Source organism: Lysinibacillus sp. DFXJR4, assembly GCF_057196045.1.
Genome location: NZ_JBXUNW010000019.1, coordinates 1 through 11,606, shown reverse-complemented (window position 1 = coordinate 11,606; position 11,606 = coordinate 1). Strand labels below are relative to the sequence as shown.

Below are 11,606 nucleotides of genomic sequence, written 5' to 3'. Positions count from 1 at the left end.
GAAAAATGATCTTTAGTGGAGAGATACTTCATCTGACAGGAGTCGTTTATTTCCTGGGAAATCTCCTAAATTCCGAGTATTTCCTTTAAATCTGCTAGTTTATTTTTCGACAATGGTACTACTGTTTTTTCAGTGCTGTGAAGGGAAAGACTGTAGCTATTACGTGTCCATGTAATGATTTCACGCACCTTTTGTAAATTGACAATATATGAACGATGACTTCTGAAGAAGCCGAATGGTGTCAGTTTCCGTTCAAGTTCATTTAAGGATAATGTACATGGATAGGCTTCACCTGCAACATATACAGAAACAGACCCTTCAACACTTTCTATGTAATCAATTTCTGGAGGATTAAATAAAATGATCTTATCATTCTTTTTTGTTGGAATTTTATCAAGTCGAATGGGTGTATTTTCAATTGAAGGAACAATCGTTTCAGATTCATCATCTTTTACATCTAATGCATGTAATCCATTCGTATCTAATCTATATATTTCTGTACTCGAAATAATTAAATTTTCCATGTTATTTGATAGCAAAATAATTTTTTTCTGCTGTTTTTGAAGAACTTCCAATAATTGCCGAACATTTTGCTTAGAAAATTCATCAAGATTTTGAAATGGCTCTTCTAACACTTGTATTCGTGCTGGATGGAGATATGTATGAATAAGCTTTAAACGCTGCTTTTCTCCATTAGAAAGTTTGTCAATTCTTTTGTTTTTTTGCTCCACTAAAGCAAACAACCCTAATAAATCCTCTGTTTTTTCAGAAGGAGCATTAAAAAGCTTTATGTAAAATCGGATGTATTCTCGAACTGTAAGTCGCTCATACAAAGCACATTCACGAAAATGTGTAAAAGCTTCATTGTGTTTCATAAACCAATTCATTAAAGTATGTATTTTAGAAACATCTGTATAAATACCTATAATACTTTCTGATTGTAGGGAAAACCGGAAACTTGGATAAATGACATTGCCTCCTTCAATATAAGGGTCAATAATTATCTCCTCATTTTGCTTCATTTTGTTGCCCCCCTTAATATTGTTTGTTTTCTAAAAATTGGATGATATCGAAATGCGCTTGCAAATAGCTTTCATGACAATAGTTCGGATTATGACAGTCCATAAAACCGTGTAGACCAATAAATTGCTTCGTTTCAACTGTTGAAAATTGATCAAGGGCTTCCTTTAATTCGTGTATATTAAAGCCGATCTCAGTACTAGGAAAAATAACGAGTGTTGGACAAGCAGGAATGACATCAAGATATTGACGAATACGTGAACCATATACACAAACAACTCTATGTATTGGGAGAGAGGATAGCCTCCATGCTAATGTTGCTCCGACACTATATCCTACTAACATAACCTCATCATATTGCTTCTTCGCTTCTAGCAATTTGTGAGTAAGTAGTTTAAGTGGGGCATCAAACCCAACATTATTGATGAAATGCATATATGCCTCTTGTTCTTGTTCATAGGTAAATATTTTATTTTCTGGATATAAAGAAATACACTCAACCTTAGTGTTAGAATTTTCATATGTGTTAGCTTGCATTTTTATAAAACTATTAATGCCATATATTTCATGTAGAATAAATACTTTTCGCTTCATTTTGACCTCGTTTTGACTTTTTATAATAGTGTACCAAAAAGAAATTATAGTGTATATTTTAGAAAATTCTAGGTATGTATTTATTATTGTAGAAAAATTATTTGAGGATGATAATTAAAAATACAAGCTCTGAAAAAATAAAAAATTTTTTGACTTTTTTTATTTTGGGTGGTAAAACTAGCTTTATCTTTTACAAGGAGGATGAGTGGAATGAAATATCAAGCAATAAATGTGAATGGTAGCGAGTTACATTTTGCTGACTACCCAGGAGAGAAAGGTACAATTATTGCAGTACATGGCCTCACTGGTAATCACATGCAAATGCATTATTATGCAGAGCTATTAAAAGGCGAATATCGTTTTATATCCGTTGATTTAAAGGGGCGTGGCAAAAGTGCTCCTGCTGGGATAAATACAGGAATAGAGTTACATACACAGGATATTTTGGCTTTAATGGACGCATTGAACATTAAGCAACCCATTCTAATGGGCTATTCAATGGGAGCATTTATCATGGCGAATGTTGCTAGTAAACGTACCGATGTCAAAGGGGTAGTTTTACTTGATGGGGCAGCAACCTGTACGGATCATCAGCGTAAAATTGTTGAACCTTCACTTGGTCGTATTAGTAAGCATTATGAAAATGCCAATGCCTATATTCAAGAAATTAAAGAAATCTATGGTCGACTTGGTGTTGTGTGGACTGATCATTTAGAAAATGTAGGTCGTTATGAGATTGCAGAAAAAGATGGTCATTGGGAAAATAAATCTGATGAAGAGAAAATACGTCAAGATTTTCAAAGTTTTTATGCCTATAAACCAGAGGAAGTTTTCAAAAATATAGTATGCCCAGTTCTTTTAATACATTCTACAGGTGAAATTGGCACTATGCCGGCATTATTTTTAGCAGAATCCTATACTGAAACATTGAAAAATGCTAAAAATATTTGGAAATACACATCTAGCAGCAATCATTACACATTAGTCTTTGAAGAAAGAAAAGATGTTAATCCAGTTATTCAATGTTTTTTAGAGAATTTATAAAAAACTATTGCAGATTTTTAAATTTTGTGTAAATAATTAAATAACTAAAATAAATGCCTATCGAGCAGCTATAGAAAAATGACCTTTTTCTATTTTCCCTGCTTGACTGTTGGCTACACTTTTTCTAAATGTGCGGGTAAGTCCGTGCTTTAGGTAAGTGTGGCCTTTTTTTATTCAACCTTAAAAGGAGAGTTGCTAGATGACAACAGGCTTAGCGTATTTTAAAAAAGTTTATGGTGCTGTACCAGGATGGGTACAAAAAATGCACGATTATAATCCAGCAATGCTTGATCATTATACTGCGCTTAGAGGTGCAGCGATGGCACCAGGGGCTCTTTCAGTGAAAGAGAAGGATATTCTGTTAGTTGGTATAAATGCCGCAAGATATTATGCACGTAGCATGGTGTATCACACAAAGGGGGCAGTAGATGGTGGAGCTACATTAGAAGAGCTAATTGAGTATTTACTTGTAGCCTTTAACTATGGTGGAGAAAGAGCATTACAGCTTGGCTTGCAATCATTTGAATATGCCTTAGAGCTAACAAATATGGATGCAGACAAGATTTCTCATGAAGCATCAGCCATTGATATTGTACGTTACTACAGTACATTCGCTTCAACAGAGAAAAGTGAAGCATATTTTGAAAAATTACTGTCTTTCTTGACAGCAAATGATGAAAACGCTTTAAAGCAAGAACTTCTTAACGGTAATGTGGTATCAACTCAAATGAAATTCATCCTAATGACAGGGATATATACAACTACACTACAAAATAAAGAAACAGATGATTGGGCTAAAAAATCGAGGGATGTAGGTGTAGTGGAAGCTGAATTAGCAGAGCTAGGCTATATTTGCCTACTGACAGCGGGCATACCTTCTTGGTTTGAGATGAGTGATGCCCTTATTCAAAAATAACGGAGTGAGTACAATGAAAATTTATGATTCTGTAGAGCAAGCATTAACATGCGTAAAGAGTGGGCAAACAATTATGGTTGGTGGATTTGGTCTAGTGGGTGGTCCCCTAACGTTAATTGATGCTCTTGTGGAACTGGATGTAAACAATTTAACTATTATTAGCAATAATCTAGGAGAAAAAGGAAAGGGTCTAGGTAAATTATTAGAGCAAAAGAAGGTTAAAAAGGCTATTGGCTCTTATTTTACTGGGAATCGTGATGTCGGTGAGGCATTCCAACGAGGTGAAATTGAAATTGATTTACTACCTCAAGGCACTTTAGCTGAATCAATCCGAGCTGGTGGTGCCGGGATTGGTGGTTACTATACCAAAACTTCCGTAGGGACTGACTTAGCAAAGGGCAAAGAAACAAAAATGATTGACGGTGAGGAATATGTGTTTGAAAAAGCACTGAAGGCTGATGTAGCTATTATTCGTGCTCATAAGGGAGATAAGTTAGGAAACCTAGTATACTACAAAACTGCACGAAACTTTAATCCTTTAATGGCGACGGCAGCTAGCACTGTAATTGTTGAAGTGGATGAATTAGTAGAGCCTGGTGAATTAAATAGCGATGAAATTATAACTCCACATTTATTTGTAGATCGCATTATTTTAGCGAAAAAGATTTTAACGAGGGAGGGTGTAGTAGAAAATGATTAACCCAATTCAAGAGCAAATAGCAAAAAGAGCAGCAGAAGAGGTGCAGGATGGACAAATTATAAATCTAGGAATTGGTATTCCTACATTGGTGGCTAAGTACGTTGACAATAACAATGTCTTCTTCCATACAGAAAATGGGATGCTTGGCGTAGTAGGGGTCGATGAGGAGGATGTTGATCCCAATATTGTGAATGCAGGAAAAATGCCAGTTGGAGAGGCAATTGGCTCTTCCTTTTTTAATAGTGCAGAATCATTTGGCATGATCCGTGGAGGTCATGTTGATGTCGCGATATTAGGAGTGCTTCAGGTAGATGAACAGGCACGTATCGCTAACTGGGCAGTCCCGGGGAAAAATATTATCGGTGTTGGTGGTGCAATGGATTTATTAATCGGAGCTAAAAAGGTCATTGTCACGATGTCTCATACTTCAAAGGATGGGAAAAGTAAAATCTTAAAGAATTGCACATTCCCTATCACATCAACAAGAAGCGTAGATACGATAATTACTGAGCTAGCTGTCTTTAGGTCTGTTAAAGGGCAATTACATTTAGTCGAATTAATGCCAGAAGTTACATTAGAACAAGTGCAAAAAAGTACAGAAGCAAGTTTTGTGAATGCTTTGAAATAGGGGGAGGAAACATGAGAGAAGTTGTTATTATAGATGGCGTTCGTACAGCTATTGGTAAATTAGGTGGTTCATTAGTCAATGAAACAGCAGATCAACTTGCTGAAAAAGTGATTCGTGGTCTACTAGAACGAACAAAATTAGATTCAGCCATTATAGATGAGGTAATTTTGGGACAAGCCAAGCAAAGTGCGGATCAATCGAATGTGGCACGTGTGGCTTCATTAAGAGCAGATTTACCAATCTCTGTACCAGGGTATACAGTACATCGTCAATGTGGATCTGGGTTACAGTCCATTAATAATGCTGCCCAACAGATTGCTCTTGGCTACAGCGACATCATTATTGCTGGAGGGACAGAATCAATGAGTACGGCGCCATATTATTTGCGTAATGCTCGCTATGGATATGGTGTAGGAAATGCTTCGATTCTAGATCCGAATACAGAAAGTCAGCCAGGGTCTCAGCCCTTTGAAGTATATGGTATTACTACAATGGGCGAAACAGCAGAAAATTTAGCCGAGAAATATGCTATTACTCGTAATGAACAGGATACCTTTGCTCATCGAAGTCAGGAGCGAACAGCTAATGCTCAGCAAGAAGGGTATTTTATTGAACAAATTGTTCCGTATGAAGTGAAAAAGAGAAAAACAGTTGAGATTTTTAACAAAGATGAGCATCCATTTTTATCAAGTGAAGGGAAGTTGAGTACACTAAAACCTGTTTTCCGTAAAGGTGGATCTGTTACTGCTGGAAATAGTAGTGGACGGAATGATGGTGCGTCTGCATTGTTACTAATGTCCAAAGAAAAAGCATTAGAGCTAGGATATCGACCAAAAGTAAAAATTCTTGCCCAAGCATCTGCTGGCGTAGACCCTACAATCATGGGAATTGGTCCAGTACCATCAACAATCAAAGCTTTAAAGCAAGCGAACTTAACGATACAGGATATAGATGTCATTGAATTAAATGAAGCCTTTGCTGCCCAATCAATCGCAGTAATCAGAGAGCTTGGATTAGATATCAATCGTGTTAACCCCAATGGAGGGGCTATTGCAATGGGACACCCAATTGGTGCAACAGGTGCTATTCTAATGACAAAGCTCATTCATGAGCTAGAACGAACAGGTAAGCGATATGGGCTAGTCACTTTATGTATAGCTGGGGGTCTAGGTATAACAACTATCGTTGAAAATTGCCAGCTATAAATAAACACCGAGTATTTTGACTCGGTGCTAGATATTTAGTAATCCTTTTGAATTTTTTCTAGGTATCGCTTTTGTGCAGATTTTAGTGCCACTACAACAGAACCGCTTGATGGAGCATAATAGTGGTCATCTACACGAGCAATTAACTCGTCAATATTGGCTGTAAGATCAAAGCCAATCAACATACGTTTAAAGAAATCTTGGGCAAGTCCAGTGATAAATGTAAATTCTGCATTAATAATATGATGAGTTTCTTTATCAATTTCTAACACAATGCCAGCATGCTTGTACATTTCATACATGGATGTGCCTTGGGGAGCTTTTGCATAAGCAGTCACTAAAATACTAGTAAGTTTTTGCAAGGAAATGACCTCCAAAATGGATAGATTGTGATTATAGTTTACCATTTTTTATCGTGGAAGAGCCACTTCCCAAAAATTACTTAGTCATACACAACAAGGGGGAGAATAGTATGGAAAAGTTAACGAATTTTTTCACAAATATTATGAAGAAATATTTGCCAGATCCTTTTGTATTTGCAATTGGGTTAACATTAGTAACATTTGTTTTAGCATTAGTTGTTGAGGATATTAGCTTTGTAGATTTAACGACAGCCTGGGGTGGCGGATTTTGGGATTTACTAGCATTCACAACACAAATGGCCGTTATTCTTGCTATGGGTTATGTACTAGCTACAGCTCCTATCACTGATAAATTTTTAAATAAAATTGCCAGTATGGTTCATACACCTAAGACTGCAATTATAGTGGCAACACTTGTAGGCGGTATTGGTAGTTATTTAAACTGGGGTTTTGGTTTAGTAATTGGTGGGATTATTGCGAAAAAATTAGCATTACAAGTTAAGGGAGTTCATTATCCATTAATTATTGCTGCAGCATACTCTGGCTTTACTTTTTATGGATTAGGTTTATCAGCTTCTATCCCAATCCTCATTTCAACACCTGGGCATTTTTTAGAGGATTCAATGGGCCTAGTTACACTTTCTGAGACAATTTTCAGTGTACCAATGATTTTAACTACAATCGTCCTTTTAATTACATTACCTTTATTTAATGCGATGTTACATCCTAAAGATCCAAGTAATGTGATTGAAATTGACCCTGCATTATATGCGGATCAGCCTAAGGCAAAGTTAAATCTATTAGAAGAGAATACACTGGCTAATAAATTAAATAATAGCCGTATTTTAGCATATGCAATAGGTATTCTTGGACTAATTTACATTGTTATTTATTTTACAAATGGCAGTTCGCTAAATTTAAATATATTAAACTTCATTATTTTATTCGTGGGAATTATTTTACTAGGTACACCTGCAAAATATGCTGAGCATTTAGCAGATGGTATTAAAACAATTTCAGGGATTGTACTTCAATTCCCATTCTATGCAGGTATCATGGCTATTATGGCTGCTTCTGGTTTAGTAGATACAATTGCCAAGGTATTTGTTGATTTATCAAATGAACAAACATTACCGTTTTGGGGCTTAATTAGTTCCTTCTTTATAAATTTCTTTGCACCATCTGCAGGTGGACACTGGGCAGTTCAAGGACCATTCATGATTGATGCAGCAAAAGAATTAGGAACATCTTTAGCAGAGACATCCATGTCTGTTATGTTAGGGAATGCTTGGAACGATCTAGTACAGCCGTTCTGGATATTACCAGCATTAGCACTTTCACGTTTAAAGCTAAAAGATATTATGGGCTTCCTTGTTATGATTATGTTCTTTGTTGGGGTTATCTATATTATTGCTACTTTAGCTTGGTCATACTTATTTTAGTAGACAGAGAGCCTTTATCTTCATTTAGCAAATGTTATTTGTATCGAAAGCATAGCGAAAGATGTTTTATACGCGTAAGCGAAGCGACAGCAACAAATGTTTTCTGAAGCGAAAGCAAAGCGGCAGCTACAATTATGCCAAGGCGAAATGATTTGAAGGCTCTCCAAACAAGGAGGAGTATGAATGTCTATCATATATCAAGCCCTCTTAGTAGAAGGGGCTTTAACAAAAAAGAATAAAGCATTACTAATGGTTGGGTTATTTGCGGCTAGACGTGAAGAAAAGGAAATGATGCATTGTGTAGAGTTAGCAGTTGAAGCAGGCAATAGCGTTGTTGAAATTGCGGAGCTTATTGCATCAGCAATTATTTCAAGAGGTATTCCAACATGGTTGTCTGGTATAGAGGCAATTGCATATGCAGTTAGTCTTTCAGAGGAAAGCAAAATCCATCTAGTAAGTATAGATGAAGTAGCTACATTTTCTTCACAGCAGGAATGTATTAACTACTATCAAACAGAATTCGAGGTTGTGCCGAACTGGATTCAATATTTAATTGAATATGCACCGGATATATTGTTGAAGTATAGCAATCTTCGTACGACTTCTCTACGTGATGGGGCAGTATCACGTTTGCTAAAGGAATTATTCTTATATGCCATTAATGTTTGTGATGCATATGACAAGGGGATTTCAATCCATAAATCAAATGCCTCAGCACTTGGAGCAAATGCTGCTATGTTTGACGAGATCAAAGCACTATGTATTTATGCAGTTGGTTTAAAAGCCATTTGGAATGATACCGATAGAAAAGCTTAAAAAGGGGATTTAACCATGAAACGAGTTCTAATCATTGGTGGGGGCTTTATGGGCTCTGCAGTTGCAAAATATTTAGAACAAAATAATGTAAGCGTATTCCTATATGAGCCAGATGTAGAAAGATTACAACAGTTAAAGAAACAGCCTGAATTTCAAAATATTACTTTTCTGCATCAACTTGAAAAAATAGATGGCTTAAATTATGTCATAGAAGCCATTATAGAAAATTTACAGGTCAAACAAACTTTATTTGAACAATTAGATTCATTCTTTTCAAAAGATATAACGTTTTGTACCAATACATCGAGTTATCTTATTAGTGACGTTGCAGAAAAAATGGTGCATAAAGAGCGCTTGATAGGAACACATTTTTTTTCGCCAGCTGATATCACACCTTTAGTAGAGGTCATTCCTAGTCCTTATACAGCAAAGGAAGTAGCAAACGATATAATGCTGTTTTTACAAGATACTAAGAAAAAACCTGTACTACTAAAACGAGAAATTGAAGGTTTTGTAGCAAACCGTTTACAAAGTGCACTTGCACGTGAGGCAATGTCATTAGTTGAGAGGGGAATCGTTTCTGCGCAGGAGTTAGATTTTATCGCTAAAATGAGCATAGGTGTTCGTCTAGCAGACACAGGACCACTCGAACAACGAGACATTAACGGATTAGATACACATTATGCTATTGTCAATTACGTTTACCCAACGTTGGAGAATGGGACAGAGCCTTTAACAATCCATCAAGATAAAATCAATGCAAAGCAATTAGGTATGAAAACAGAGCAAGGCTTTTATAATTGGTCATCCATTGATAAACAACAGTACTTAGCAAAAAAGGAAAAGACATTGAGGGATATAATAAAGCTAATTCAATAGCAGTAGCTGTCAAAAGTTGAATAGGAGTTGACCTGAAAGTATGGAATATCAAGCATTAGTAAAATGTACATCAGAGAAAAAAGATGTTCAATTTAAAACATATAAAGTCCCTGAATTAAAGCACAATGAGTGTTTATTAAAGGTAAATGCAGTTGGAATATGCGGTAGTGATCTTCATATGTATGATGGCCATGGTGGATATGACTGGGTCAATTATCCATTAGTATTAGGACATGAAGTCACAGGGGTGGTTATGAAACTAGGTGATGATGTTCATCCTTCTTTCTTAAATAAAAGAGTAGTTGTTAATCCTTATAAAAGCTGTGGTATTTGTGATTTTTGTAGGAACGGTGACACGAATTGTTGTGATTTTAATGACTATAAATTTGTAAAAACACCCTCCGAGGCATTGCGCTACGGATTCCGTGAAGATGGCGGTATGGCAGAATATATGGTAGTAGATAGCCGTAACATTATTGTTATAGATGATGCAGTATCCGATCAGGTGGCGGCAATCTCAGAAGCATTAGCAGTAAGTTATACCGCAGTGCTAAAGATTCCTGAATTTGAGAAGAAATCCATACTGGTAGTTGGACCAGGACCGATAGGATTAGGTGTAGCAGCTATATTAGTGGGGTCTGGAAATAAAGAAGTTCATATGCTAGGCATACTAGAGGATCAAAGTCGCCTACAATTAGCGAAAAATATAGGCGTACAAGCAACATTCACCTCTTCAAATGAATTAGTTGATGATATGTTTTCTGGTTACGATGCGATTATTGATTGTTCAGGTCACCCAACTGTCCCTACTGAGGCAATCCGTTTACTCAAGCGAGGTGGGCAACTTGTACTTGTAGGTATTAATTCAGTTGAGTTTTCTGTGCCCATGGATCAAATTGTACGTGGTGAGATTATGATTAAAGGAAGCTATGGCATTACACAGGAGAATTACAAAGCTGTATTGCAGATGGCAGCAAATCCGAACTTCCCTTTCCAACAATTGGTCGATTGTGCAGTACCATTTAAAGACAGTATACAGGGCTTTGAAAGTGCGTTAAATAAAGTAAGTGGCAAGGTCGTTATTGAGTTTAAGGAGGAGATATAGATGAAGATTGTTGATTTAACTTTAGAAATTTATGACGGCTTAGTTTCATACACATCTCACCCACCAATTGCTATTCAAGAGGAATCTACCTTTGAAAACTCTGGTCACCGTTATATTGAACCATGTGAGGGCTTTGAATCACGCTTTTTACGTATGTCAGACCATAGTGGAACACATATTGATGCACCAATCCACTTTATTAGAAACGGTGAATCGACTGCTGAAATGGACTTAACTAAGACATTCGGTGAAGCAGTCCTATTAGATGTATCTCCTATTAAAAAACCATATGAGCCAGTAACAGCAGAGTTGTTGAAACATGCAGAAGAGACACAGGGGGTTTCTGTGAATCCTGGTGATATTGTTATTGTGCGTACTCGAACTGAAAAATGGGGAGAGGGAGATTTTTTTGCAGAGCATGCATTCGCAACCTGTGCTGGTGATTGGTTGTTGGAGAAGCAGGTAAAATGTATTGGTCTAGATTTAGCCAATATTGATGTACATGACAATATGAAACGTGAGGTACATTTAAAGCTGTTAAGTGCACCTATATATATAGTAGAAAACCTAGTAAATCTTGAACATCTACCTTTACATGAACATTTTACTTTTATGGCATTACCACTGAAATTAAAAAATGCAACAGCCTCACCAGTTAGAGCTGTTGCCTTTCTTAAATAATTAGCATTGCAATGTTTAGTGATTTATAAACCATTTCAAAAGATAAATAAAAAGTTCAAAGTAGTATGCTGATTATTAGCATACTATTTTCATGTTGTTGAAATACTATTATGTCAATGAAATCAAGGTAACAAATTAAAAGTATAGCCCTTTTTCAAAACGAGGGGTTGATCTCCGTTCCGACTGAGTGCTTTGTAGCTGTCGCTTTGCTTTC

General features: G+C 36.3%; 13 protein-coding genes. 10 read left to right on the top strand and 3 right to left on the bottom strand.

The window, feature by feature from the left end; translation table 11 throughout:
* Positions 1–65: 65 nt before the first annotated feature.
* Together AC2CGN_RS22390 and AC2CGN_RS22385 are read right to left on the bottom strand one after the other, a co-directional pair.
* Entirely contained in the window at positions 66–1,022 is a 957-nt protein-coding gene (locus AC2CGN_RS22390; RefSeq protein WP_429983827.1) for a LytTR family transcriptional regulator DNA-binding domain-containing protein, read from the bottom strand.
* A gap of 13 nt (positions 1,023–1,035) precedes the next feature.
* Positions 1,036–1,614, bottom strand: a complete 579-nt coding sequence (locus AC2CGN_RS22385; RefSeq protein WP_484516331.1) for a dienelactone hydrolase family protein — start codon at positions 1,612–1,614, stop codon at positions 1,036–1,038.
* A gap of 210 nt (positions 1,615–1,824) precedes the next feature.
* On the opposite strand from AC2CGN_RS22385, the gene AC2CGN_RS22380 reads away from it, so the two are divergent.
* The 5 genes from AC2CGN_RS22380 (at position 1,825) to AC2CGN_RS22360 (ending at position 6,107) form a co-directional block, all read left to right on the top strand.
* Positions 1,825–2,658: an alpha/beta fold hydrolase gene (locus AC2CGN_RS22380; RefSeq protein WP_429986599.1), complete on the top strand. Its 834-nt coding sequence runs from the start codon at positions 1,825–1,827 to the stop codon at positions 2,656–2,658.
* 199 nt (positions 2,659–2,857) lie between these two features.
* On the top strand, positions 2,858–3,574 hold the full coding sequence (locus tag AC2CGN_RS22375; protein ID WP_429983830.1) for a carboxymuconolactone decarboxylase family protein: 717 nt from the start codon (positions 2,858–2,860) through the stop codon (positions 3,572–3,574).
* Positions 3,575–3,587: 13 nt separating this feature from the next.
* Positions 3,588–4,274, top strand: coding sequence for a CoA transferase subunit A (locus tag AC2CGN_RS22370; protein ID WP_484516328.1), 687 nt, complete (start codon positions 3,588–3,590; stop codon positions 4,272–4,274).
* A complete protein-coding gene (locus tag AC2CGN_RS22365; RefSeq protein ID WP_484516326.1) occupies positions 4,267–4,902 on the top strand; it encodes a 3-oxoacid CoA-transferase subunit B in 636 nt (211 codons plus the stop codon). Before AC2CGN_RS22370 ends, AC2CGN_RS22365 begins: the two co-directional genes overlap by 8 nt.
* Positions 4,903–4,913: 11 nt before the next feature.
* Positions 4,914–6,107 (top strand): thiolase family protein, encoded by a 1,194-nt coding sequence (locus AC2CGN_RS22360; protein ID WP_484516324.1) that lies wholly within the window; start codon positions 4,914–4,916, stop codon positions 6,105–6,107.
* A gap of 35 nt (positions 6,108–6,142) precedes the next feature.
* On the opposite strand, the gene AC2CGN_RS22355 is transcribed toward AC2CGN_RS22360, so the two are convergent.
* Positions 6,143–6,469: a DUF3870 domain-containing protein gene (locus AC2CGN_RS22355; protein ID WP_429983832.1), complete on the bottom strand. Its 327-nt coding sequence runs from the start codon at positions 6,467–6,469 to the stop codon at positions 6,143–6,145.
* Between the two features lie 110 nt (positions 6,470–6,579).
* Between AC2CGN_RS22355 and AC2CGN_RS22350 the strand changes: the two genes are divergently transcribed.
* The 5 genes from AC2CGN_RS22350 (at position 6,580) to AC2CGN_RS22330 (ending at position 11,392) form a co-directional block, all read left to right on the top strand.
* Positions 6,580–7,911: a short-chain fatty acid transporter gene (locus tag AC2CGN_RS22350; protein ID WP_286924485.1), complete on the top strand. Its 1,332-nt coding sequence runs from the start codon at positions 6,580–6,582 to the stop codon at positions 7,909–7,911.
* A gap of 183 nt (positions 7,912–8,094) precedes the next feature.
* The gene (locus AC2CGN_RS22345) at positions 8,095–8,727 is read left to right on the top strand and encodes a carboxymuconolactone decarboxylase family protein (RefSeq protein ID WP_484516321.1); all 633 of its coding nucleotides are present in this window, start codon (positions 8,095–8,097) and stop codon (positions 8,725–8,727) included.
* 15 nt (positions 8,728–8,742) lie between these two features.
* On the top strand, positions 8,743–9,606 hold the full coding sequence (locus AC2CGN_RS22340; RefSeq protein ID WP_429986601.1) for a 3-hydroxyacyl-CoA dehydrogenase NAD-binding domain-containing protein: 864 nt from the start codon (positions 8,743–8,745) through the stop codon (positions 9,604–9,606).
* Between the two features lie 40 nt (positions 9,607–9,646).
* Positions 9,647–10,711, top strand: coding sequence for a zinc-dependent alcohol dehydrogenase (locus AC2CGN_RS22335; protein ID WP_484516319.1), 1,065 nt, complete (start codon positions 9,647–9,649; stop codon positions 10,709–10,711).
* On the top strand, positions 10,712–11,392 hold the full coding sequence (locus tag AC2CGN_RS22330; RefSeq protein ID WP_484516317.1) for a cyclase family protein: 681 nt from the start codon (positions 10,712–10,714) through the stop codon (positions 11,390–11,392). It begins immediately after the preceding gene.
* Positions 11,393–11,606 lie beyond the last annotated feature (214 nt).

Excerpts from the sequence above, each read along its gene's own strand:
- AC2CGN_RS22385 (WP_484516331.1), bottom strand. The coding sequence starts at position 1,614 with ATGAAGCGAAAAGTATTTATTCTACATGAAATATATGGCATTAATAGT.
- AC2CGN_RS22390 (WP_429983827.1), bottom strand. The coding sequence starts at position 1,022 with ATGAAGCAAAATGAGGAGATAATTATTGACCCTTATATTGAAGGAGGC.
- AC2CGN_RS22375 (WP_429983830.1), top strand. The coding sequence starts at position 2,858 with ATGACAACAGGCTTAGCGTATTTTAAAAAAGTTTATGGTGCTGTACCA.
- AC2CGN_RS22340 (WP_429986601.1), top strand. The coding sequence starts at position 8,743 with ATGAAACGAGTTCTAATCATTGGTGGGGGCTTTATGGGCTCTGCAGTT.
- AC2CGN_RS22350 (WP_286924485.1), top strand. The coding sequence starts at position 6,580 with ATGGAAAAGTTAACGAATTTTTTCACAAATATTATGAAGAAATATTTG.
- AC2CGN_RS22360 (WP_484516324.1), top strand. The coding sequence starts at position 4,914 with ATGAGAGAAGTTGTTATTATAGATGGCGTTCGTACAGCTATTGGTAAA.
- AC2CGN_RS22370 (WP_484516328.1), top strand. The coding sequence starts at position 3,588 with ATGAAAATTTATGATTCTGTAGAGCAAGCATTAACATGCGTAAAGAGT.
- AC2CGN_RS22365 (WP_484516326.1), top strand. The coding sequence starts at position 4,267 with ATGATTAACCCAATTCAAGAGCAAATAGCAAAAAGAGCAGCAGAAGAG.
- AC2CGN_RS22330 (WP_484516317.1), top strand. The coding sequence starts at position 10,712 with ATGAAGATTGTTGATTTAACTTTAGAAATTTATGACGGCTTAGTTTCA.
- AC2CGN_RS22380 (WP_429986599.1), top strand. The coding sequence starts at position 1,825 with ATGAAATATCAAGCAATAAATGTGAATGGTAGCGAGTTACATTTTGCT.
- AC2CGN_RS22335 (WP_484516319.1), top strand. The coding sequence starts at position 9,647 with ATGGAATATCAAGCATTAGTAAAATGTACATCAGAGAAAAAAGATGTT.
- AC2CGN_RS22345 (WP_484516321.1), top strand. The coding sequence starts at position 8,095 with ATGTCTATCATATATCAAGCCCTCTTAGTAGAAGGGGCTTTAACAAAA.